Consider the following 23,243-nt stretch of genomic DNA (forward strand, 5'->3'; position numbering starts at 1 on the left):
AGGTGGCCATTATTCGGTGACCGGGATTGGTCAAAATAGTTTGACTATTAGCGGCTAAAATCGCCCGGCGCTAACAGCAGAGAGTTCCTCGAGACAATAACCCAGCTGTTTGAGAACGCTAAGAACACCCAGGAATTGGTGAATATAGTACTTAACGGCATTCGCTTTGGAGACACTGAGCTATGTTCAAACCAGTCGGAAACACTACGAGCGCTCGTGCACGAGCAATTTGACCCCGCCTCGCTCTTGGTCAATCCCCTCAACACGCTTTTTTTCACTCGTGATCCTGCTGTGGTAGTCGGAGACGGCATCATCCTAAATCATATGTATTGGCCTGAGCGTGATCGTGAGGTCGCCTTATACCGGCAGATATTCACCCACCACAAGATCATGGGAGAAACCCCAGTATGTGATTTGAACAGGAGTAGTTACCATATCGAAGGCGGAGACATTCTTGTTATCAGTGCTAAGACAATTTTAGTTGGAATCTCTGACCGAACTGAACCCGCCGCCGTCGAGTCACTTGCAAAAGAGCTCCTGACCTCAAATAAATTCCAGACCACCGAGCTAATTGCGATTCGAGTCCCCTCTGACGGGCTGCGTATCCACCTCGATACGTTCATAAGTAGAATTGATCACGACGCGTTCCTCATCGATCGTGAGATATGCAATGCCGTTGATGCATACAGCATTCAACTAAAACGATCCGGAAAGGGCCTTACGATCACTCCTATCGATCGCACGATTCCGGAAATACTCTCTGCAGCCTGTTGCGAACCAATAAAAGTAATTGACTGCGGAGGCGGGAATCAAACCGCCTACGAAAGAGAGCGCCGGAACAACGCAACGTCTATCCTTGCGCTCTCGCCAGGAAAACTATGCGTATATGAAGAAAACGTTTGGACCAACGAAGCGCTTGAGAAAGCAGGAATGGAATTATTCCCGTTATCCATTGACGAGCTCACCAAAGGCTATGGTGGCACAAACTGTCTATGCCTCCCCCTGTGGCGAGAGGATCTATAGCCATGGGCTTCGGGGCAAATATTCGTAAACTCCGCACCATGGAGCATCTTGGTCAGGCGCAACTTGCAGAGATGTTGGGGGTATCTAAAGAGACCGTTTGTCGTTGGGAAAAAAGTCGGTATGCCCCCCGTGAGCGCCATATTGAAAAGTTACAAGCGCTCTTCGGTTGCACCCGCGATGAACTTGTTGGCGAGGAAAACGGTTTGGCCGTAAAGCTCGCAAATAAAAGAATCGTCACCGACGAAGACCCTGCTATCCACGAAATGGAGGGCGCATTTCCCGTCATCGATATCGAATCGCAAAAGCGCCGCATCACGCACAGCCAACAAAATGCTTGCGCGCCCGTAGACGTAGCCAAGCGTCACCCACATAGCGTTTTCGTTAAAATCAAAGGTGACGAAATGTCCCGCATTTACCCTCCCGGCAGCTTACTACTTGTCGATACCACCGCAAAGCCTTGGAACGGCTGTGCTGTATTGGCGCTCGCAGACGGTAAAACACCGGTAATTAGGCGATTTGCAGAAGGAAACGACACGATTGTGCTGTCGTCCCATTCATATGCAACAGCAAGTCCGGATCTGATGTTTAACAAACGGAGGATTAGAATCATAGGAGTCGTCGTTTGGTATCAAGCGAGCCACGATCACACGCTTAATTAAATCGACTTTCCCAAAAACGACCGTACCGCACAGACAGCTCAAGGCCCCAGCCCAAATGAACTACTTTTTGGCGGCTTTGCGCTCGTCGCGGATACGGGCGCGGTCCATGGCCGCCTCGACAGCCGAGAAGCGGCAACCACAGTAGTTCTGCCGATACATGCCAAGCTCGCGCGAACGGCGTGTCGCCTCGGGGTAATACGGGCGAAAATCGCGAATCACCGGGGTGAGACCGCGGGCGGCAGCCAGACGCTCCAACACATCATTGCAGGTTTCGAACAACTGGTACGGCGAGACGGCGAGCGTCGTGCCCACAAACTCAAACCCGCGCTCCTGGGCCACGCGGCACGCCTCGGCCAGACGCAGGGCATAGCACGCGCGACAGCGACGGGCTCGGTCGGCACCCAGCGGCGCCACGCCGGTCTCCCAGCGATCGCGGTCCTCCCCTGCCTCGATGAGCTCGATGTCGCCATCGGCACACCACCGGCGCAGCTCGTCCAAGCGGCGCTGCCATTCATCGCGCGGTTGAATATTGGGGTTGGTCCAGCAAATCGTGGGCTCAAACCCCTCCTCGCGCAGCAGGCGAACCGGCTCAAGCGAGCATGGTGCACAGCACGCATGCAGCAACAACGACTTCATCGACATCTCCTCACCCAAAAAAGCGCACGCCAAAGGACGTATCCTCGCAGGCGACAATGCGGCGGTCGCGCAAAATGGTCCGCACGTAATACCAATCGCCCACACAACCCGACAAATGCAAGCCGGCCGCCAGGTAGCACAGCAGCGGATAGCCCGAGAACGCAAATCCCAGGGCAAACGCCGCCGTCACAACAACCGTCGGCGCCAGGCAAACCGCCATGTACCGCCGGCGCGAATACACAACGCCCTCGGCGCAGGCATAGATCATCGCCGTCTCGCGATTCGCCCCAAAGGTCACCTTCGCGCCCGCAGGCGCCAGCAGCTTAAAAAACACACCGTGCACCAGCTCGTGCACGGCGAACGACGCCATTGAGATCGCAGCCAAGCCGACTATCCAGCCCACGACAGCCATCCAGCCGCCCGCGTCAGCCGCATCCAAGTCCGCAGGCCCACCCAGCAGCATAAACACCGGCACCAAGCACACGGCAAACACGCCGACTACGACCATCCCCCACACGAAGCAAGCGTGCAGAAAATCCTCGTCCTCAAACGCATGTATGTTGGAAATCTCATTCATAGCATCTTAGGATAGCGCCCCTGCCACGTACCCGTCCGCATGTGCGATAATGTCGAACGATATGCACGAATTGACCACCGCGTCGCCAAGCCTTGCGCCCGGCCGCGCTCTCACCATATGCGAAGGAGTCCCATGGCATCAAAATACTCCATGAACGACCGTCCCAGCTGGCCTCGCCGCGCCATCGTTACCGCCGGCGAGCCCTACGGCAACAAGGGCCTTCACTTTGGCCACGTCGGCGGCGTCTTTGTCCCGGCCGACTTCTTCGCCCGCTTCCTGCGCGACCGTCTGGGCCGCGAGAACGTCATCTTCACCTCGGGCACCGACTGCTACGGCTCGCCCATCATGGAGAGCTACCGCAAGCTCAAGGAGAACGAGGGCTACGACAAGTCCATTAACGAGTACGTCGAGTCCAATCACTCCCGCCAAGCAGCGACCCTCAACAACTACAACATCAGCTGCGATATCTACGGCGGCTCGGGCCTTGAGCCGGCTGCGCAGATTCACAACGAAGTGACCGCCGAGATTATCGAGCGCCTGCATGAGCAGGGCACCATCTCCAAGCGCTCCACGCTGCAGTTCTACGACGCCAAGGCCGGCACGTTCCTCAACGGCCGCCAAGTGATCGGCCGCTGCCCCATCCAGGGCTGCAAGTCCGAGAAGGCCTATGCCGACGAGTGCGACCTGGGTCACCAGTTTGAGCCCGAGGAGCTCATCGCACCCAAGAGCCAGCTCACCGGCGAGGTGCCCGAGCTGCGCCCGGTCGACAACCTCTACTTCGACCTGCCGGCCTACCTCGACTTTATGAAGACCTACACCGCCAAGCTCGCCCAGAACCCGCAGGTTCGTTCCGTGGTCTCCAAGACCATGGAGGAGTGGCTGCTGCCGGCCCAGCTCTATATCCAAAACAAGTTCCGCGAGGCCTTCGATGCCGTCGAGGACCAGCTGCCCGAGCACACCGTGCTGGAGCCCGAGGGAAACAAGAGCAGCTTTACCGTCACCTTCCCCAGCTGGAAGGAGCGCGACGACGCCCATGCGGTGCTCGCCAACGGCGGCGTGCGCTTCCGCAGCGGCAAAGCGCTCGTGCCTTTCCGCATCACCGGCAACATCGACTGGGGCGTTCCGGTGCCCCAGGTCGACGGCGTTTCCGACGTCACCTGCTGGTGCTGGCCAGAGAGCCTGTGGGCGCCCATCAGCTATACGCGTACCGTGCTCGCGCGCGATGCCAAGGCCGCCGGCGTGACCGAGGGCGTCGCCGCCCAGGATGCCGCCCTCATGGGCGAGCCCGCTGCCGACTCCACACAGGTGCCCGCGCCCACCTACCAGCACAGCTCGCTCGACTGGCGCGACTGGTGGTGCTCGGACGACGCACAGATCTACCAGTTTATCGGTCAGGACAACATCTACTTCTACTGCATCGCGCAGACCGCCATGTGGGAGGCCCTGGGCTGGGACCTCACGCAGAGCACCGTCAGCGCCTGCTACCACCTGCTCTACATGGGCAAAAAGGCCAGCTCGTCCTCGCAGACGCCTCCCCCGCCGGCAGACGACCTACTCAACCACTACACCTGCGAGCAGATGCGCGCGCACTGGCTGTCGCTCGGCCTGTCCGAAAAGCCGGTGAGCTTTAGCCCCAAGGCATACGACACGCGTGTGACCGGCAAGGACAAGGACAGCAACGAGGTGCGCGCCTGCGACGACAAGCGCGTTATCGATCCGGCCCTTAAGGAGAGCGCCCTTTTGACCGGCGTATTCAACCGTCTGGCCCGCAGCTGCTTCTACGGCGTCGCCGTCAAGGAAGGCGACGAGAGCCCCTATCGCAACGGCTGCATCCCCGCCGGTGCCGCCTCTGCCGCCGTGGTCGAGGCTGCCGAGCAGGCAGCTCTTGCCTTTGAGCAGGCCATGTACAAGTTCGAGACGCACCGCGCGCTTGCCGTGTGCGACGACTACCTGCGCGCCGCCAACAAGCGCTGGAGCGACGCCTCCAAGGCCGCCAACAAGCTCGAGGGCGACGAAGCAAACGCAGCGATGACGCAGGCCCTGGTTGATGCCTTTACCGAGCTGCGCGTGGCGACCGTCCTGATGCACGGTATCGTCCCGGCCGGCTGCGAACTCATCTGCGAGTACTTCGACGTCGATCCGGTCGCCTTCTTTAGCTGGGATAACATCTTTGCCTCCACGGACGAGTTCGTAGAGAGCCTGGGCGAGAAGCCCGGCGACCACCGCGTGAAGCCGCGGCCCCCGCGCTCCGACTTCTTCAGCAAGCACGAGAGCCAGTACTAAAGCACGCTAGTAGCAACGCGCCCGGGAATGATTATTCTGGGACGGGGATTAAAAAATCATTCCCGGGCGCCACAGTACAGTCTTTTTGTGACGGGAGTCATGGAATGATTATTTAATCCCCGTCCCAGAATAATCATTTAGGTGGAAGGAAAGACGGATGTCCAAGCAGCGTCGTCGTAAGCAGAAAAAGCAGGTTAAGCCCGAGCTCAAGCTCAGGCAGTTTGCCGCTACCGAGCTTTCCGACCAGCTTGCCGCCCTTCCCTGCGCCGCCGACCTGCCGCGCTTTATGGTCGACACGGTCGCCGGCGCCTATGCGCCCGCCGATGCCGAGCTCATGATCGAGGGCTTCGGCGCCGCGGCCACACGCCCGGTCACGCTGCGCGCCAACACGCTCAAGGCGACCGCCGAGGACATCGCTGCGGCGCTCGGTGCCGCCGGCATCGCCCACAACCCCGTCGCTTGGTATCCGGACGCCTTTATCCTGCCCGAGGCCCAGGTTTCCGACCTATGGGACCTCGACATCTACCGCGACGGCAAGATCTACCTACAGAGCCTGTCGTCCATGATGCCGCCTTTGGTGTTGGGCGCCCAGGCAGGCGAGGACATCCTGGACATGTGCGCAGCCCCTGGCGGCAAGACGACGCAGATCGCCGCCCTCACCCAGGGCCAGGCACACCTCACGGCCTGCGAGATGAGCATTCCCCGCGCCGAAAAGCTTGAGTCCAACCTCCACCGCCAAGGTGCCAAAAACGTGCCCGTCATGCGCATCGACGCACGCGAGCTCGACGAGTTCTTCCGCTTTGACCGCATCCTGCTCGACGCTCCCTGCACCGGCACGGGCACCGTCATCAGTGGCAACGAGAAAAGCCTGCGCGGCCTCACCGAGCAGCTGCTCGTCAAGTGCGCCCGCTCGCAGCGCGCGCTTCTGGACCGCGCCATGGGAGCCCTCAAACCGGGCGGCACGCTCGTCTATTCCACCTGTTCGATCATGCCGCAGGAAAACGAGGACGCCCTGCAAGAGGCCCTCGACAAGCACATGGATTGCGAGCTTATCCCCCTCGACGGCACACCGAGCGAAAGTGAAGCGCGTCGCGCCCAGGATGCCGGCGAGGAGCCGCATATCGAGTGCAACGCCCTCACCGAGGCCATCGCCGCCGGCCATGTCTCGGCCATCGCCAACGGTATGCCCGGCACGCTGACCATTCCGCCTAGCCGCGATTTTGAGGGCTTCTACATTGCCCTGATCCGAAAACGCAGCTAGCGCACGGATCAAAAACTCAACAAGCTATCTCTGTGCGCGTTTGCCCTGCTGGTCGCGATGCTGTTTAAGCATCGCGCGCTCCTTGCGTTCGGCCCTTTTGCCCTTAATGGCCGTGACCACAAAGTAGATGACCGCGGCGGCAACGATTGCGCCCACGCACAGGCCAATCGAGCCAAACATTGCTGTCAATTCCATACCGCGTCACCTCTCTTTTAAACGGGACTTTCAAGATAGCACCTCGATCCTCGCCACCACAGCTCCTTCACGTTCTCCCGCCCTTCGGTCTAACGGATGGTGCGGCGGGGAAAAATCAACTCGTCAAACGATTTAGCATTCGCAATTCCGGCTGCATCGCGCCGGCCACCATCGCATAGAATCGAGCCTCCATGGATACCCTCAACGACCTAAACGAACGCGTCGACGCCTTTGTCGGCACCAGCTCCTTCGACACGCCTGCCGCGGCAAACGACCAAGCTCCCATCGATGTACCCGCCGAGGTTCACGAGGACATCGTCGCCTCGGTCGATTTCTCCGAGGTCGAGCTCGCAGACGAGTTCACCGAGCCCCAGGTAGCCGTGACCCCCAACGGACTGCTCCCCATGGAGCCCCTGCCCATCGACGGACGTCTGCGCAAGGCTGCTCTTCGCATGCCCGACGAGATCGAGGAGGCCAGCGGCTTCACGCTCTTCGGCCGCCGCATCAAGTCGCTCATTTACACCACCGATGTCGCGGTTATCCGCAACTCCAACGCCGATGCCGTTTTTGCGGTCTACCCTTTCACGCCGCAGCCCGCCATTACGCAAGCGCTGCTGACCGTCGCCGAGTGCCCGGTCTTTGTAGGCGTGGGCGGCGGAACTACGACCGGTAAGCGCTCCGTGCAGATGGCAGCCGTCTCCGAGATGCAGGGCGCGGCGGGCTGCGTGGTCAACTCCCCCGCCACTGCCGAGATGGTCGAGCACATCACCAACATCGCCGACATCCCCGTCATCGCCACGGTCGTTCGCTGCGACGACGATGCTCACGCCAAGGTGCGCGCCGGAGCCAAGATTCTCAACATCGCCGCCGGCAAGAACACGCCCCAGGTCCTACGCGAGCTGCGCGAGCACTATCCCAACCTGCCGCTCATCGCACCGGGCGGCAAGACGCCCGAGAGCATCCGTGAAACCATCGCCGCCGGAGCCAACGCCATCATCTGGACGCCGCCTTCGGCCCAGCAGCTACAGACCGACATGATGCAGCGTTATCGCAAGATGAAGGAAGACGCCACACCTGTCATCTCGCGCGACGATGTGCCCATTATCGACCAGGTCGCCGCCGCCGAGGTCAGCCAAGTCGAGAACATGAATCCCGACGTGCCGATTCCCGACGAAGTCATCGAGCGCGTCGCTTCGATCCACGAGCGCGTCGAGGAGCATCGCGCCAATCGCGGCCTCAAGCCATCACTGCACGGCTTCTTCTTCCGCGGAAAGAAACGCTAGCCGCAACAGCAAGGCCCGCCCCACAAACGTGAGGCGGGCCGTTTTCGCTTGAACAAACATGCAGCGACGTGATGGGGCAAATTAATCCACGCGCTTGTCGCCCATAAAGAAGAGCGCCACCGTACCAGGTCCGGTATGCGAGCCAATCAGAGTACCGATGTCATTGATCTCAATCTTGCCTTTAAGCTGCGGAACCTGTTCCTCAATCAGCGCCGCAACTGCCTCGGCATCCTCGCGGCACGCCGAGTGCGACATGATGCACTTACCCGAATAATCCGCACCGTCCTGCACGTGTGCCATCATGGTCTTAGCCATCTCGGAAATCGCGCGCTTCTTAGTGCGAATCTTCTCACGTGGCGACAGCTTGCCGTCGCAATCGACCGTCATAAGCGGGCAAATCTTAAGCGCCGTGCCGATGATCGCGCTCGCAGCCGAAATGCGACCGCCTCGTAGGTAGCTCGACAGATCGGTCGAGAAGAACCAGTGGTGCAGGTTGAGTTTGTGCTCCTCGATCCAGGCAGCCGTCTCGTCGAGTGAAGCCCCGCTATCGCGCACGTCGGCGGCATATTCCAGCAACAGGCCAAAGCCCGAAGACGCCGCCAGCGAATCGATGACGCGCACCTTGCCGCCCTCGGGATAGCGATCCGCAAGCATCTGCGCCGCGACGCAGGCCGATCCATACGTGCCCGAAATACCCGACGACAACGTCAGGTGCAGCACGTCTTTACCCTCGGCAACAAACGGCTCCCAAAACTCCTCGTACTCACCCACGCTCACCTGAGACGTCTTGGGCATGGCGCCCGCGGCAATCTGGGCAAAAAACTTGTCCGGCGTAATCGACTGATACAGATCGTCCGTATAGACAACATCGTCGATCTCGTAATGAAAATACGCGACAGGAATATTGCGCGAGTCAAAGAACTCCCGAGTTCGGTCGGCGGCAGATTCACAGGTCAGGACAAAATCACTCATATGAGGCTCCTTACGTATTGCTGCGCAAATTATCGCACAGTGAGCCTACATACGGTACATATGTCCACTATTTACCAAATCGAACCAAAAATAGCGAACATCTTTACCACCATCGTCTCCACCGACCCCACGCATAAATATCTGAGAAAACACCCTCTGTCGTCTCCACTCAACCGCCATATCTACCTCAACTAAATCGATTTACCAAACCGTTCAGCCGACAATTCAGCCGCTGGCGCAAAATCGAAACAAAAGCGGCGCATACTGATAAACGTTTGACGCCGTTTATCAGTTTTACCAGCCCCATCGGAAGGTGTTTCATGGTCGCATTCGGTCGCAACCCGCAAGACTTCAAGTATCTGCGCCTGCTGTCGAGACAGTTCCCCACCGAACAATCCGCATTTACCGAGATTATCAACCTCTCGGCCATCCTCAACCTACCCAAGGGCACCGAGCATTTTATGAGCGACGTGCACGGCGAGTACGAAGCCTTTATGCACATCCTCAACAACTGCTCGGGCGTCGTGCGCGAGCATGTCGACGAGATTTTTGGCGACACGCTCTCCTTTGACGAAAAGGGCGAGCTGTGCACGCTCATTTACTACCCGCGCGAGAAGATTGAGCTGGTCCGCAGACAGCGCGAGGACTCGCCAACTTGGTACAAGACGATGCTTGACCAGCTCATCATGGTCGCTCGCTCGCTTTCAAGCCGCTACACGCGCTCCAAGGTGCGTAAGGCCATCCCGCGCGACTACGCCTATATCATCGACGAGTTGTTGCACACGCACCCGGACGAGAACAACTATCGCGTGCGCTATCACGAGCGCATCGTGGAGTCCATCCTGGAGACCGCCAGCGCCGACGACTTTATCGAGTCGCTCGCTTCGCTCATCAAGCGCCTGGCCGTCGACCACCTGCACCTGGTGGGCGATATCTTCGACCGTGGCGGCGGCGCTGCCAAGATTATGGACCGCCTGCTCACCTATCATTCGCTCGACATCCAGTGGGGCAACCACGACCTGCTGTGGATGGGCGCTGCGGCCGGTGAGCCTGCATGCATCGCCACGGTGCTGCGCAACAACCTGCGTTACGACAATTACGAGATCCTCGAGAACGACTACGGCATCTCGCTGCGTGAGCTTGTCGCCTTCGCAGACGCCACCTATACCGCCGGTGAGTCCATCACCCCGCTGATCAAGGCCATCAACGTGCTGCTCTTTAAGCTTGAGGGCCAGATTATCCAGCGTCACCCCGAGTTCGACATGACCGACCGCCTGCTGCTCGACAAGATTGACCACGACACCGGCACGGTCACGCTCGCCGACGGCAGCGTGTGGCCGCTCACGACCAACGACTTCCCTACCGTCGACCCGGCAGACCCCTATACGCTCACGCCCCAGGAGCAGCACATCATCGACAAGCTCGTGTCCGAGTTTGTCACCGCCGATCACCTGCATCGCCATATCGATTTCCTCTATTCCCACGGCTCGATGTACAAGGTCGCCAACGGCAACCTGCTCTTCCACGGCTGCGTTCCGCTCAACGAAGACGGCACCTTTAGCAGCATGAACTGTCTGGGCACCTGGCACGCCGGGCGCGATTATCTCGATTTTTGCGACCACATCGCCCGCCGCGCCTGGCGCGTGGGCGACCGCGACGCCCTCGACTGGATGTGGTACCTGTGGATTGGCTTTAACTCACCCGCCAGCGGACGCCTGGTGCGTACCTTTGAGCGCGCCTATATCGCCGATAAGAGCACCTGGGTCGAGCCGATGGACCCGTACTTTACGCTTACCAAGTCGCCCTCGGTCTGCGATGACATCATGCGCGAGTTTGGCGTCGCGGCCATGGCATGCTCGCCGACCGGCCACATCATCAACGGCCACACGCCCGTTAAAACCACCAAGGGTGAGCAGCCCATCCGCGCCGAGGGCAAGCTACTGGTCATCGATGGCGGCTTCTGCCGCGCTTACCATCCCAAGACGGGTATCGCCGGCTATACGCTCATCTCGAGCTCGCGCGGCTGCCGCCTCAAGTCGCACCGGGCCTTTACGACGGTTGCCGAGGCACTCACGCGCAACGTGGACATCGAGAGCGAGACCAACCGTTTTGACCAAGCAGACCGTCGCCGCATGGTGAGCGACACCGATACTGGCGCCAAGATTCGCAGCCAGATCCAGGACCTGCGCCAGCTGCTCGATGCATATAGAAACGGTGCTATCGAGGAGCGCGCCTAGCACCACCCGCGGGGATTGGCTAAACTTGCTAAGTTTGTCATCCCCGCGGCGCTTCGGCGCCAGCTTAAGGCAGGTACCATGCAAAAGCTCCTTGCGCAGATTATGAAATTTGGCGTCGTCGGTGTCATTGCCACGGTTATCGACTTTGGCATTATGAATCTGCTCCACTACGGTCTGGGCCTCAACATCCTAATCGCCAACACCAGCGGCTTTATCATCTCACTCATCTTTAACTACCTCGCAAGCATGAAATACGTGTTTGCGCACAAGGAAGGCATGAGCCGCCGCCGCGAGTTCATCATCTTTGTCGTGCTGTCCGTGATCGGTTTGGTGCTCAACGATGGCATCGTGCTGGCGCTCAACGCCGGCCTGGGACTCGAGGCCAATATCGCCAAGATCTGTGCCACCGCGCTTGTCATGGTCTACAACTTTGTGACCCGAAAAATCTTCCTGGAGGGCGACGAGACAAAATAGCTCGAAACCCCTGTAGCATTACGGCGCCCACGGACGACGCGCACTCAGCGCAGTATCGTCCGTGGGTGTCGCTCGTTTACGGGCAAATTTTCAACGTTTGCGGATTAGCTCTTGAAAATTTGGCGAGTTCATATAGTTCTTGGCAAAGGCCTTACGTTTCCCTTGTAAAAGCTCTAAAGTATCCTCTGCTCGATTCATCAACGCATTGGATGTGATTACGTGCGCAAGGCGCTGGCACAACCTCATACCAAGCAGTTCCTCAAGTTTGCCGTCGTGGGTCTTATCTCCTTTGGCATCGACTGGGGCATGCTCATTGCGCTCGTCGAGCTGTTCCACCTCGACTTTTTGATGAGCACCACGGTTTCGTTTATCACGTCCGTCGTGGTCAACTACTGGCTCAGCATGAAGTACGTGTTCGACCACCGCGAAAGCATGAGCCGCAAGCGCGAGTTCACGATCTTCACCATCCTGTCGGTGATCGGCCTGGGCCTCAACGACCTGTACATGTTTGTGGGCGTCACGTTTTTGAGCATCGGCTACCAGGCCATGAAGGCCATCGCCACATTCCTCGTCACCTGGTACAACTACTTCAGCCGCCGCTTCTTCCTCGAGGGCGCACGGTCGTAGTCGATTCACTATTTGCTTGAATGTATAACCGGTTGGAATTCCCGTTCCAACCGGTTTTTTTGTTTGCCGAGAGACCCGGCGATCCAGTCCCATTCGCATGAAAAACGGGCGGCTCGGATGTTGGTCCGAACCGCCCGTCTGGCGCGCTATGTCGAGGCCTCTAGTCTGTAACGTAATACCAGACTACGTTGTCGCCGTTTGAGAGAACGTAGTTACTACAGGCCGTCATGGGCGTTGTGCCGTTGACGGAATACATCCAGCCGCTCGTGCCGCCGTACTGTTTCTCGGCCAAACCACCAATCGCAGAAACATACGTGCCGTACGATGAGCCGTGTGCGTTGACAGAAAGGCCCAGCGCGCACAGGGCATCGTAAACGGTAGCGCCTTCGTTAAAGGTAAAGGTGCCGCCAGAGGACACAGGATTGCCCACAGCGCTCGATGTGACCGAAACCGTCACCGTAACGTAGCTGGACTCCTGTGAGCCGCCCTGTCCGCCCGAGGGAGCACTTCCGCCATAGGAGCTGGAGGCTCCATCAGACGACTGACCGCCTCCCGAAGAAGCACCGCCAGACACATTGGAAGTATCACCGGCTCCCGTATTTTGGGCAGCGGATTTATCGCCAGACTTCTTGCCGCCCCGGTCCTCGGACTTCTTGCTATCCGAGTTTTTGTCCGATTCCTTGTTTGAAGACTCGGAATCGTCCTTGGCGTCGTTCGAACCCTTGGGCTCGTCTTTTGCATCATTCGAAGATTTGGAATCCTTGGAACTAGCCTCGCCCGAAGCGGCAGACGAGCCAGACCCCTTGGTGTCCTTGGCGACGACGCTCTCCCCCGTCACGGTCTGAACGATCCAGTCAATGGACCAGGCGCCGCTCTCGGAAGGATGAACGAAGCCCAGCGAGACGACGATCAGAATGGTGCACGCGGCAGCAAGAACGCCAAGGAGCGCCTTGCGACGAGAGGCGGACGCCGCCAAAGCGGCGCCCTGTTGCTTTGCATCGTCGAACTGAATGAACGAGGAATCTGGTTGCTTGGGGTCAGCGTCCTTGGATTTATTGGACACAACCCTCACCTACCGACGTTTGGTGAACACGAACACGCCGACGATGGCGAGGCCAATCACGCCGGCGGCGATGCCAACGATGGCGAGCGGATTGGTGCCAGTCTCCTGCTCGGAAGCACTAGAGGACTTCTTAGCAGTGGTCGTGGAAACAGCACCCGTATCGGACTTGGAATCGGACTTCTTGTCGGACTTGCCGTCCTTCCTGTCAGACTTCTTGTCAGACTTCTTCTCGTCCTTCTTATCGGACTTATCGGAGTCCTTCTTGCTGGGCTTGTTGTCCTTGGTCTCGGTCTTGGTCGACACCGTCGTCTTGGTCATCGGCTTATGACCCGGAGCGACAGCGCCGCCAGCCTGCTGGCCCTTCGTGCCGGAGCCGGAACCCGTGCCCGTGCCAGCGCCAGCACCGGAACCGTTGCCAGCGCCACCATTGCCGCCATTGGAGCCAGAACCGCCATTGCCGCCAGGGTTAACAGCATTCTTGGTCCACTTGGCATACAGCGTCAGATCGGCCGTCACCGGCGTACTGAAGTCATACGCCTGCGCGCAAGTCTCATCGGTATACCAACCGCCGAAAGTGTAGCCATCGCGCGTCGGATCGGCTGGCTTGACCAGCTTGCCATCGGCCGTAGCAACAAACTTAGTATTGCAAGCAGACCCGCCGTTGGAATTAAAGACAACCGTCCAAGACTCAACGGCCCCAAGCTTGAACAGCGTGCCCGAGTCATTGATGTAGTACAGGTTGCCAGATGCATCGGCAATGACCGGAGAGTCACAGTGCTGGTAATGGCCAGCCGCATCATAAATCTGCGTCGCCTCTGCATCACCGAGCGTATAGCGATACACGCCACCACCAGCAGAGTAGTTGACGTAATCCTTGCTATCCGCGCTGTTAACGGTGAAGTACACATAGGTCTTGCCACCCTGAACACTCACCAGCGGAGTAGCAGCAATACCGTTAAATCCGGCCGGCAGTTCTTTACCGTCAGCAGCGGTGACCATCGTGGTCTTACCGGTCTTCAGATTATAGAGAGCCAGAGCAGAGCCAGTAGCCGTCTGTCCGCCGACAATCAAGTTTTCGCCAGCCACCGCCGGTGCGCTCATGTTATTAGTAAGACCCAGGTCGACCGTCTTCTGCTCGCTCAGTACGCCCTTCGCCGAAAGCGAAATCACATGGAGCTTTCCATCGTGCGTCATCTGATAGAAGGTGGAACCATTGGACGGATCGGCGACACAGTCGGCGTTCGCGAGAGCGCCGAGCTTCATGGTCGAAACGACATCGCCCGTCGTCTTATCAATGCACTTAAGCGTGCCCGCGCTCGTAGGAACGATGGCATACTTATCCGTCAAAGCCGCACCAGTCCAGTAATAACCCTCGGAAGCGTCAATGTTCTGCCAAGAAACTTCGCCCGTGGCAATCTTAATGCGCATAAAGGAGCCGTTGCCGTAGGTCGCGTTGTAATTCTCGTCATACGAAATATCGACCGTACCAACATAGACGTACTCGCCGTCCGAAACGACGGTGCAGGAGCTCTGCGTCAAGTCCGTCAAACCGGGCGTCAGCCACTTGCAGATCAGCTTGTCTGCAGTAATCGCCTGGACCGCACCGCCGTTGAGCGGAACGATGATAAGGCCATTGGTGTAGATCGGACGAGAGGTATAACTCACCTTGGAGGCAAGCGGCGCAGAGGCAACCTTTTTGCCCGTGGACGAATCGATCTTAATGAGCTCGTTCTCGGTCGCGATGTACACAAAGCCGTTAGCGATGACAGGCTCGCTGCAGTTGGCATACTGCTGACCAGACTCGGCCTTCCAATCGAAGGCCCACTTAAGACCGGCGGCCTGCGCAGGCGTCTTGGCATCCGTTACGGTCGAACCGTTGCCACTGTTGCCGTAGCCGGCCCACTCGGCATCCCAATCAGGAGTCGTCGCGCTCGGGTCCACGACAATCTTGTCGGGATCGGGCATGGCCGAATCGTCGGTGGTATAGGCAAGCGTAACCTTATCGCCGCTCTTGAGCGTAATCTGATTGGCGCAGAGTAAGGAGGGCTCTCCGTTGATATACAGGTGCCAATATTTATTGGTCGTAGCATCCCAGGCATACGGCTTGTGATCGAACGGCGAGTTGATGGAATTGAGGAACCAGTACTCACCACTCTGGGAGCCGTTGTACGTAACGCCCTTGGCCTTCAGGACCGTCTCAATAAGGTTCTGAGCCGTAGAGCCCTCGGGCAGGGAAACATTGCTTGCCGAGCCCCAGCGAGTATTGTTGCCGTTGACATCGGGACCGATAACATCGACAGACCCAAGAACCTGGCCAGGAAGGGCATCGGCGTCAGCACCATACATAAAGGTGACGGCATCGCCCTCTTGGAGCTCATAGGCACCGGCGCCAACGTCGGCGAACTTGCCATTTACATAGAAGCGCCAATAGCTATTAGTCGCAGCATCCCAGCCATAGGACTTACTATCGAACGGCGAAGTAATGCCGTTGAGGAACCAGCCCCAAGACGATTCGCCAGCATCGAGAGTAAGACCGGTCTGCTCAAGGAGATCCTTGGCAGTAGAGCCCGCCTTGAGACTCGTCTGGCCCGTCGAAGCCCAAACCTGCTGCTTGCCGTCCTTGTCCTTACCAAGGACCTGAACGGAAGCATGGACGGAATCGGACGGCAACTTATCGCCCCAGCCACCGTAGAACCACGTAACGGTATCGCCAGCATGAATGGTGACATTGTCTGCCGTGTAGTCGCTCGACTTGCCGTTGATGAACAGCTGCCAATAGGTCGAATAATCTTGGGGCGTACCCAGCTCAACACCGTTGTACTTAAGGCTCAGAATGAAGGAGCCAGCAGCAACGGCGTCGATGTCATTCGCCTCAAGCGCGACCTTCGTAAGGTCAAGTGCGCTCGAACCGGACGTCACCACATACTGCGCGTTATCGACCCAAGTCTGAGTCTTGCCCTGGGCATCGCGACCAATGACGGTCACATTTGCGGCAACCTGGTCCTTAACGACAGGGGACGAGCTACCAGCCGTATAGGCAAACTCAACCTTCTGCCCCTGGGTGAGCTTAACGCTGCTCGCGCCAACCGAGGAAGACGCACCGTCGACGAACAGCTGCCAGAAGGCATAAGTCGTCGGATCGAAGGCAAGCGTACGGCCATCGCTCGGGGATGTGATGCTTTTGAGGTAGAAACCGTATGCCGTGTTCGGATCGTAGTCTGCCTTGAAGCCCGTCTTCTGCTGCAGCTTAACGAAGGCATCCGCAGCCGTCGCGCCCTCGTCGAGCTTGAGCTGCGTGGGTGCCACCCAGGTCTGAGCCTTGCCGTCGGCATCGGTGCCGATAATCGAGAACGAGACCTCGACTTGCTTCTTGGCGACATCGCCGGTTTCTGTCGGGTTCTCTGTCTGAACGGCAGCCGCGGCGGCAGATCCTGCTTGGCCAGCGGATGCCGCTGAAGACTGCTCGCTCGCGGCAGGGCTCTCCCCCGTCGCCGAGCCTTCGTCGCCAGTTGCTGCCTTTGATGCGGCGGCACTAGCTGCAGGCGCGCTCCCAGAATCCGAAACCTCGGCGCCGCTCTGCTCAGCGGCACCGCCCGCAAGCGCTGCGTCCTCGCCCGGCGTCGTAGCCTGAGCCACAGCCTCGGCAATGCCCTCGGCGCCCTCGGCCCACAGCTGAGCCGGCGTGGTGCTGAAGGCCATCGCGAAGGCCAGGAATGCCACCAGGCAGCGCTTTGCCACGCCGCGCGCGATTACGCCACGGCGACGAAGCGAGGCACGCTGGCACTCGTCCTCAAACATATCCATTTGTCTCCTATTGTCTGTACTTGGAGCGTTGCCTTGAAGCTGCCCCACGTCATCGCGCATGTTGCGCCCGAGTTCCCCCATCGGGGTCCCCCTTCCCTCCAGAGCCCTATGCACACCGGCGGCATACGCCGCAGCCGCATGCAAGATGGGAGGCGATCCGACTTAACCTTAACGGCTCAGGCGCGCCGTCCGATCTGCGACGCGAACATCCCGAGCCAAGAGGAATTACGGTTACTGGTACAGCCGGGGACTTGCACCCCGATTCCCCCAAACGCGCAGGAAAACCGCGCATTCGTGCGTCTCCGCACCACCATCTAGGCCATCGATTAAAACCGTCAATATGCTATCACGCAAAAGGGCCTCGCACGCAGGCGAAGCCCAAGGTAAAAGCTATTGTTTGCGAAAGGAAAATGCGGTGACGGTCGCAGCCTCTAGCGCTTGCCGCCGTGGCTGTTGAGCCAGATATTGCGGCCCAGCATAAGCGCCAGCACCAGCGCGCTCACGTAGCCCATAAAGCCAATGACCGGGATACCAAACACAACCGGCTCGATGCGCGCGTAGTACACCACCGACGAACCGATAAACAAGCCGGCGATAACAATAGCCATCGACATGCGGTCGATAATTCCACCCAGCTGTCGCAGCGCCTTATCGCTGCTCATGATCTGCGTGTTCACCTTAAGCTGGCCGCGTGTGAGCATGCGCGAAGCCAAGCCCAGATACTCGGCCGCCTCGAGCGAGCCTTTTGCCGCGCGATAGCTGCTCGCGGCAAGATCGCGGCTCATCTCGCGCATGCGGGCGTAGGTGCTCTTCTCGTTTTTGATGTGCGTCTGGATGATCTGGATCATGTTGACGTTGGGCATGTACTCGGTCAGCAGACCCTCGAGCGTCACCATGCCGCGCGCGAACATCGTCACCACGCTCGGCAGCTCAACGTCGTTTTTGCGCGCCAAGTTTAGCAGCGAGGTCAAAAACTCGCCGATATCCAGATCCTTCAGGTCAAGGCCCGCAAAGTCAGCCACGATAAAGTCAAGATCGGACAAAAAGGCCGAATGATCGAGCTCAGCCGAGTCGCCACGCGTCACGGCGAAGCGCATGAGCGAATCCTTGAGCTTGGGCACGTCACCCTCGGCCACGGCGAAAATCATGTCCTTGACGATACCGCGATCGTGGCTCGACATGCGTCCGACCATGCCCAAGTCGATAAAGTAGACAATGCCGTCCTTGAGGATGATGTTTCCCGCATGCGGGTCAGCATGGAAAAAGCCGTCGTCGAGCACCTGCGTCGAGTAGTCCTCGACGATTGCAGCACCGATCTTTTCCAAGTCATAGCCCTCGGCCACCAAGTGTTCAGGATCGGCGATCGAAATGCCGTCGACGTAGTCCATAACCACCACGTGCTCGGTGCACAGGTCCAGATAGGATTTAGGGCACGTCACGCCATGAACGCTCTTATGGAACTCGTAGAAGTCGTTGAGGTTTTTGGCCTCGGCCAAAAAGTTGGTCTCCTCGCGAAACGAGATCCACAACTCCTCGACTACGCCGTGCAGGTCAACGAATTGATCGGTGTTGACGAACTTGGAAACAATGCGCACCACCGAGCGGATGATATCGATGTCCTGCGCCATAACCTGCTGCGCACCGGGGCGCTGCACCTTGACGGCTACGTCCTCGCCCGTCACCAGACGAGCGCGGTGCACCTGCGCGAGCGATGCGCTACCAAGCGGATTGGGGTCGATCGCATCGAACATCTCCCCCAGGCGCAGGCCGTATTCCTCTTCCAAGCAGCGGAGCACTACCTCGTACGGCACCGGCTCCACGTCGGAACGCAGACGGCGCAGCTCATCGCAAAAGCGCTGCGGCAGAATCTCGGACCGGTTGGCCAGAATCTGCCCCATCTTGACGAACATGGGGCCGAGCTCCTCGAGCAGGCGGCGCAAGCGAACCGGCGTGAGGTTATCCCACACACGGTACTTTTTGACCAAGCGAACAATCTGCCCGATGCGTTCGCGACGACCCGCCGGCGTGAGCTGGTATTCCTCGTCCGGCGCCATCGCGTCGGGCTCTTCGGGCACCATATCGACAGCGCGCGGCTTTTTGCGAGCGCCCGAGACGGCGGCATCGACCTCATCGACAACCGCCGCCTCGTCACCCAAAGGATCTAGATTGTTGTAATCGGTGGTGGAATCTGCCATCTGCGCTGCTACTCGGCCTCTTCGGTATCCTTCGCATCGTCGGGCTCAACGGACTCGACGGGCACCGAGGTCACGTTGTCCTCGACCGAATCGACGATGTCGCGCACATGGGCTAGGAAGGCCGTGCGCTCAGGGGCGGTCATAACGCGGACGCGGGCAAGGATGAGCTCGTCGAGCACGCGCTGGGCCGCAGTCTCGCCCTGTATGCCCAAGCGCTCGGTCAGATCGGAGATGGTGCCACCGGCCTGCTCGAACATGTCGGACACGCTGCGGGCGATATCGGGGGTGGCGGTGTCCTTGCGGACCTGCTCGCCTTTGGTGTTAAGGTCGTCGAGGACCTTCTTGCCGCCTTCGACAGCAACGGCGGCAGCGCCAAAGCCCACGTTAATGGCGCCGTTAACAAGCTGATCGAGTTTCATAACCATGGTTGTCTCCAATCACAAACAACTGCATTGGCGTTCTTGTACCCAAGATTGAGCGAAAGCGACAAAGCGTTTTAGCGCTATTCGATCGACGGGAAATCCCTACCTCACGTTGTCATTCATCGCGAAAGAGTTCTTCATGGCGCAGCTCGTGGTGTAAAGCACCTTGCCCAGCAGGGCATCGGTCTCCACGCGAACACGCTCGGCAAAGGCCTCGTTGGCGCGTGCAAGCTCGGCAGGCACCTCGACCTCGGGCAGAGCGGCTACGGCAGCGTCGACGTCATGGATCTGCTTGTGGCCCATGCCACCGATCTTCTCCTGATAATCCTCGACCGCGCGGCCGCACTCATGGAAGCGGACGTCAGCCAGCGCGCCGATCAGGCGGTTGGCCCAGTAGAAGTTTTCGGACGTCACGCGAGCCTGCGTGTCGGCATAGTACTCGGGCATAGTCTCGACGTTGGCGTACAGCGGAACCAGCGCGTTAAACGAGTTGGAACCAAAGGCCATCCACTGCACGGCGCGGTAGGCCGGCTGCGCATAGGGGCGCAGCTGCAACACGGCAAGCTGGCTGTTGCGGTTGATGCCGATGGGGCGATAGGCACCACGCGTAGCGGGCGTGCCCCTGCTGCCGTAGCAGTCGTACTCCGTGCCCTGGTAGTGGCTCGAGAGCACGTACTTGATGTCCTCGATGGTCACCTTGCGCTCGGGCACGCGGCTCCAGGGGATATCGTCGCTCTCGGGCGTGTAGTCGGCGTCGGGGCCATCCCACACGTCGCTGGGGTTGAGGCAGCGCTGCATGTACCAGGCGCGCGGCGTGTTGTAGACATGGTCGCTGTCGCTGTGCGAGCCAAAGGCCTCGCGCGGGTTAAAGACGGCAGCCGGGCCGTCGCTCTCGACGCCCAGCGTCAGGTCCAGATGCCACTCGGCCATCCAGACGCGCAGGTCGGCGGAGCACATATGGTCGGCCTGGGCGCCCTCGGCGTCATCCAGGTCAAAGCTGTCGATGCCCAGCTGGTTGGGCATGGTCACATAGGCGTCGTCAGGCACGCGCTTGGCGATCCAGTGGTGACCGCCGATGGTCTCGAGCCACCAGATCTCGTCCACGTCGCTAAAGGCGATGCCGTTGTTCTCGTAAGTGCCGTAGCGCTCGAGCAGGTCGCCCAAGATACGCACGCCGTCGCGGGCGGACTTGGCATACGGCAGCACCAGGGTCACCATGTCCTCCTCGCCCAGGCCACCGGGCTGCGCCGGCACATAGCCGTCCTCACCCTCGTTGCCCTTGGCGGGCACGTAGTCCACGAGCGGATCGGCGCCGCGGACGCGCTCGTTGGTGGTAAGCGTCTCGGTTGCGGACATGCCAACATTGAGCTCGTTGAAACCGGCCTCGGCCCAGATACCGTGGCCCGGAACAACATCGGGGACGCTCGTATAGCGCATGGGGTTATCGGGCAGCTCAACGGTCAGGTGGCTCAGGACGCTCGTGTAGACGCGCGGCTGCTCGTCGGGATGCACTACGCGCATGCGCTTGGGCTCAAATACCCCGTTGGACGAGTCCTCGTTACGCGCGACCAGGGTCGACCCGTCGTAGCTTGCGTTTTTACCGACCAGAATCGTTGTGCACGGCATGCGCATCCTCCTTGAGCGAAAAAATCAAACGGCAACAGTGTATCGCTTCGGCGCAGAAAGGGCGAAACCACGGCCTCGGCAGCCCCCGTGGTCAAAAAATGCCAAATATGAGTACTGTCACCAATTTAGTGGCAGCAAATTTCCCTGTAACGAGTGCCGAAAATCCCCATTTGCCCAAAAGCAAGACAACGTTATTCCCCATAAGTTCAATAAAATAGGCTTCCTAACGATAATGGATACCGTTAGGAAGCCAAAAAGACGTAAGACATATGTGACTATCTTGGCAACAGTACTCATATTTGGCATTGTTTGACCACGTGGTATATAGCTAACCCCCTCAAACAGCCCAAAACGCCTATTTCGATGCGCGCTCCGCCGCCTCAATCACGTGTTTGGCGAGAATCGCGGTGGTCACAGCTCCCACGCCGCCCGGCACAGGCGTGATGGTGTCAACAACCGGCTCTGCAGCATCAAAATCAACGTCCCCGACCAACTTGCCAGCGGCCTCGTCCCAATTAATGCCAACATCGATGATTGTCTGGCCCTCGCGAACCGCGTCCACACCAATCGTGTGCGCGCGCCCAACGGCCGCAACCACAATATCAGCCGCACGGCACTCGGCAGCAAGGTCGCGCGTATGCGTATGGCACGTCGTCACGGTGGCATTGCGCGCCGTAAGCATGGCGGCAACGGGACGCCCGATCACCAGCGAGCGCCCGACCACAGCAACCTTAGCTCCATCCAGCTCAACGCCGTAATGATCCAGCAAAGCAAGCACAGCTTCGGCTGTGCAGGGGGCAAAACCCTCGCCGCGCCCCGAAAGCGTGGTGAGCAGCGAAGCCGGCGTCATGGAGTCAACATCCTTGGCGGGATCGAGCGCTGCGGCGACGGCGTTCTCGTCAAGGCCGGCGGGCAGCGGGCGGAACATCAGACAGCCATGAACAGCCGAATCGGCATTGATGTCCTCGATAGCCGTCAACAGCTCGTCCTGCGAAACATCGGCAGAAAGCAAAACGCGACGAGCCTCAATCCCCACTTTTTCGCAGCGCTTGAGCGCACCGCGCTCGTAGGATAGGTCGTCCTCGCGTTCACCTACACGCACAATAGCCAACGTCGGAACAACGCCCCGCTCGCGCAGGGCTGCGCAGCGAGCAGCAAGTTCCTCAGTCAAAGCGCGAGCAACGGGAGCACCCTTCAGCAGTTCAGCCATGGCTATCCTCTCTTCCTTGCAGCGTCGGAGGCGCGGCGCGCCAGCGCCTCGGCGCGCGGCAACCATGTGTCGAGCAGCTCATCACACGCCGTCTCGAGCTCCTCGGCACGAACGCGATCCTTCATAGACGTGGTGTTCGCAAAGAGCGTCAAACTCGCGCCTTGCATAGCGGCACGGCAGAACACGGCGCCGCACGCCACATCGGACAGCAGCTGACGCGAACCCTTGTCGGCCATGTCCTCGAGCAGCGCCAGCGCACGCCCGCAGGCATCCATAATGCGATACGGCGGCAGAGCGGCCACATGCAGCGCATCCTGAATCGCGGTCGCTCGAGCCGGATCGTCACGCGGAATACCGTACGCCGCGGACACCTGCCCGTAGGCACGAACGTCCTCGGCAACCAGACCCACAAGTTCCTGCGCCAACTCATCCGCCTGGGCAAACGCGCGCGTCAGATCGTCTGCGCGATCGGCAAGCGCGGGGTTTGTCGCCCCATAGCGGGCAACCATTCCGCAAAGCGAGGCGCCCAGCGCACCTACAAAGGCGCTCGCGCTGCCACCACCGGGAACCGGCTCGCGCGCGGCCAGCGCCTCGGCAAAACCGCGACAGGTTTTATCCATCATCTCTTGGCTCATACGCACACGCACCTTCAAGTCATATATATCGGTCGGGCGGCCGACGCCGGCCGACCGCATC

The 23,243-nt window shown here is 59.4% G+C and carries 19 protein-coding genes; 8 read left to right on the forward strand and 11 right to left on the reverse strand.

The annotated features are described in order from the left end of the window. Positions 1 to 138: 138 nt before the first annotated feature. The gene (locus tag ABHR75_RS06870; protein WP_346963949.1) at positions 139 to 1,023 is read left to right on the forward strand and encodes an arginine deiminase family protein; all 885 of its coding nucleotides are present in this window, start codon (positions 139 to 141) and stop codon (positions 1,021 to 1,023) included. Between the two features lie 2 nt (positions 1,024 to 1,025). Beyond that, positions 1,026 to 1,682, forward strand: coding sequence for a S24 family peptidase (locus tag ABHR75_RS06875; RefSeq protein ID WP_346963950.1), 657 nt, complete (start codon positions 1,026 to 1,028; stop codon positions 1,680 to 1,682). Between the two features lie 60 nt (positions 1,683 to 1,742). Here the strand turns inward: ABHR75_RS06875 and ABHR75_RS06880 are convergent, their stop codons facing one another. Both ABHR75_RS06880 and ABHR75_RS06885 read right to left on the reverse strand, forming a co-directional pair. Next, positions 1,743 to 2,318, reverse strand: a complete 576-nt coding sequence (locus tag ABHR75_RS06880; RefSeq protein WP_195544304.1) for an epoxyqueuosine reductase QueH — start codon at positions 2,316 to 2,318, stop codon at positions 1,743 to 1,745. Positions 2,319 to 2,328: 10 nt separating this feature from the next. Then, positions 2,329 to 2,895: a DUF3267 domain-containing protein gene (locus tag ABHR75_RS06885; protein ID WP_138112888.1), complete on the reverse strand. Its 567-nt coding sequence runs from the start codon at positions 2,893 to 2,895 to the stop codon at positions 2,329 to 2,331. A gap of 132 nt (positions 2,896 to 3,027) precedes the next feature. Between ABHR75_RS06885 and ABHR75_RS06890 the strand changes: the two genes are divergently transcribed. Continuing rightward, positions 3,028 to 5,178: a class I tRNA ligase family protein gene (locus ABHR75_RS06890; protein ID WP_346963951.1), complete on the forward strand. Its 2,151-nt coding sequence runs from the start codon at positions 3,028 to 3,030 to the stop codon at positions 5,176 to 5,178. A gap of 157 nt (positions 5,179 to 5,335) precedes the next feature. Continuing rightward, positions 5,336 to 6,439, forward strand: a complete 1,104-nt coding sequence (locus ABHR75_RS06895) for an RsmB/NOP family class I SAM-dependent RNA methyltransferase (protein WP_138112892.1) — start codon at positions 5,336 to 5,338, stop codon at positions 6,437 to 6,439. Positions 6,440 to 6,463: 24 nt separating this feature from the next. On the opposite strand, the gene ABHR75_RS06900 is transcribed toward ABHR75_RS06895, so the two are convergent. Further along, the gene (locus tag ABHR75_RS06900) at positions 6,464 to 6,634 is read right to left on the reverse strand and encodes a hypothetical protein (RefSeq protein WP_006235403.1); all 171 of its coding nucleotides are present in this window, start codon (positions 6,632 to 6,634) and stop codon (positions 6,464 to 6,466) included. Between the two features lie 191 nt (positions 6,635 to 6,825). Here ABHR75_RS06900 and ABHR75_RS06905 point away from each other — a divergent pair, with 191 nt between their 5' ends. Continuing rightward, entirely contained in the window at positions 6,826 to 7,917 is a 1,092-nt protein-coding gene (locus tag ABHR75_RS06905; RefSeq protein WP_089572116.1) for a beta/alpha barrel domain-containing protein, read from the forward strand. Between the two features lie 81 nt (positions 7,918 to 7,998). On the opposite strand, the gene ABHR75_RS06910 is transcribed toward ABHR75_RS06905, so the two are convergent. Beyond that, the gene (locus ABHR75_RS06910; protein ID WP_195625250.1) at positions 7,999 to 8,889 is read right to left on the reverse strand and encodes a DegV family protein; all 891 of its coding nucleotides are present in this window, start codon (positions 8,887 to 8,889) and stop codon (positions 7,999 to 8,001) included. Positions 8,890 to 9,209: 320 nt separating this feature from the next. Here ABHR75_RS06910 and ABHR75_RS06915 point away from each other — a divergent pair, with 320 nt between their 5' ends. The 3 genes from ABHR75_RS06915 (at position 9,210) to ABHR75_RS06925 (ending at position 12,227) form a co-directional block, all read left to right on the forward strand. Continuing rightward, the gene (locus tag ABHR75_RS06915) at positions 9,210 to 11,126 is read left to right on the forward strand and encodes a fructose-1,6-bisphosphatase (protein WP_238022431.1); all 1,917 of its coding nucleotides are present in this window, start codon (positions 9,210 to 9,212) and stop codon (positions 11,124 to 11,126) included. Positions 11,127 to 11,204: 78 nt separating this feature from the next. Further along, positions 11,205 to 11,600, forward strand: a complete 396-nt coding sequence (locus ABHR75_RS06920; RefSeq protein ID WP_022095122.1) for a GtrA family protein — start codon at positions 11,205 to 11,207, stop codon at positions 11,598 to 11,600. A gap of 219 nt (positions 11,601 to 11,819) precedes the next feature. Continuing rightward, the gene (locus ABHR75_RS06925; RefSeq protein WP_346963952.1) at positions 11,820 to 12,227 is read left to right on the forward strand and encodes a GtrA family protein; all 408 of its coding nucleotides are present in this window, start codon (positions 11,820 to 11,822) and stop codon (positions 12,225 to 12,227) included. A 160-nt stretch (positions 12,228 to 12,387) separates the two neighbouring features. Here ABHR75_RS06925 and ABHR75_RS06930 read toward each other — a convergent pair whose 3' ends face one another. The 7 genes from ABHR75_RS06930 to ABHR75_RS06960 all read right to left on the reverse strand — a co-directional run bounded on the left by ABHR75_RS06930 (position 12,388) and on the right by ABHR75_RS06960 (position 23,182). Further along, a complete protein-coding gene (locus ABHR75_RS06930) occupies positions 12,388 to 13,290 on the reverse strand; it encodes a DUF4430 domain-containing protein (RefSeq protein ID WP_238022430.1) in 903 nt (300 codons plus the stop codon). 9 nt (positions 13,291 to 13,299) lie between these two features. Then, the gene (locus ABHR75_RS06935) at positions 13,300 to 17,094 is read right to left on the reverse strand and encodes a DUF4430 domain-containing protein (protein ID WP_346963953.1); all 3,795 of its coding nucleotides are present in this window, start codon (positions 17,092 to 17,094) and stop codon (positions 13,300 to 13,302) included. 431 nt (positions 17,095 to 17,525) lie between these two features. Next, positions 17,526 to 19,289 carry an ABC1 kinase family protein gene (locus ABHR75_RS06940; RefSeq protein ID WP_346963954.1) on the reverse strand — a complete coding sequence of 588 codons (1,764 nt, stop codon included), beginning with the start codon at positions 19,287 to 19,289 and terminating at the stop codon, positions 17,526 to 17,528. Between the two features lie 8 nt (positions 19,290 to 19,297). Then, on the reverse strand, positions 19,298 to 19,714 hold the full coding sequence (locus tag ABHR75_RS06945) for a hypothetical protein (protein WP_022095127.1): 417 nt from the start codon (positions 19,712 to 19,714) through the stop codon (positions 19,298 to 19,300). Positions 19,715 to 19,813: 99 nt separating this feature from the next. Further along, positions 19,814 to 21,337, reverse strand: a complete 1,524-nt coding sequence (locus tag ABHR75_RS06950; RefSeq protein ID WP_138112906.1) for a C69 family dipeptidase — start codon at positions 21,335 to 21,337, stop codon at positions 19,814 to 19,816. Positions 21,338 to 21,692: 355 nt separating this feature from the next. Then, positions 21,693 to 22,547, reverse strand: a complete 855-nt coding sequence (locus ABHR75_RS06955; protein WP_138112908.1) for a bifunctional 5,10-methylenetetrahydrofolate dehydrogenase/5,10-methenyltetrahydrofolate cyclohydrolase — start codon at positions 22,545 to 22,547, stop codon at positions 21,693 to 21,695. Positions 22,548 to 22,549: 2 nt separating this feature from the next. Continuing rightward, positions 22,550 to 23,182 carry a cyclodeaminase/cyclohydrolase family protein gene (locus ABHR75_RS06960; protein ID WP_171021518.1) on the reverse strand — a complete coding sequence of 211 codons (633 nt, stop codon included), beginning with the start codon at positions 23,180 to 23,182 and terminating at the stop codon, positions 22,550 to 22,552. Positions 23,183 to 23,243: the final 61 nt, after the last annotated feature.

This window comes from Collinsella aerofaciens (genome assembly GCF_039752955.1).
In the GTDB taxonomy this organism is placed as follows: Bacteria; Actinomycetota; Coriobacteriia; order Coriobacteriales; family Coriobacteriaceae; genus Collinsella; species Collinsella aerofaciens_BI.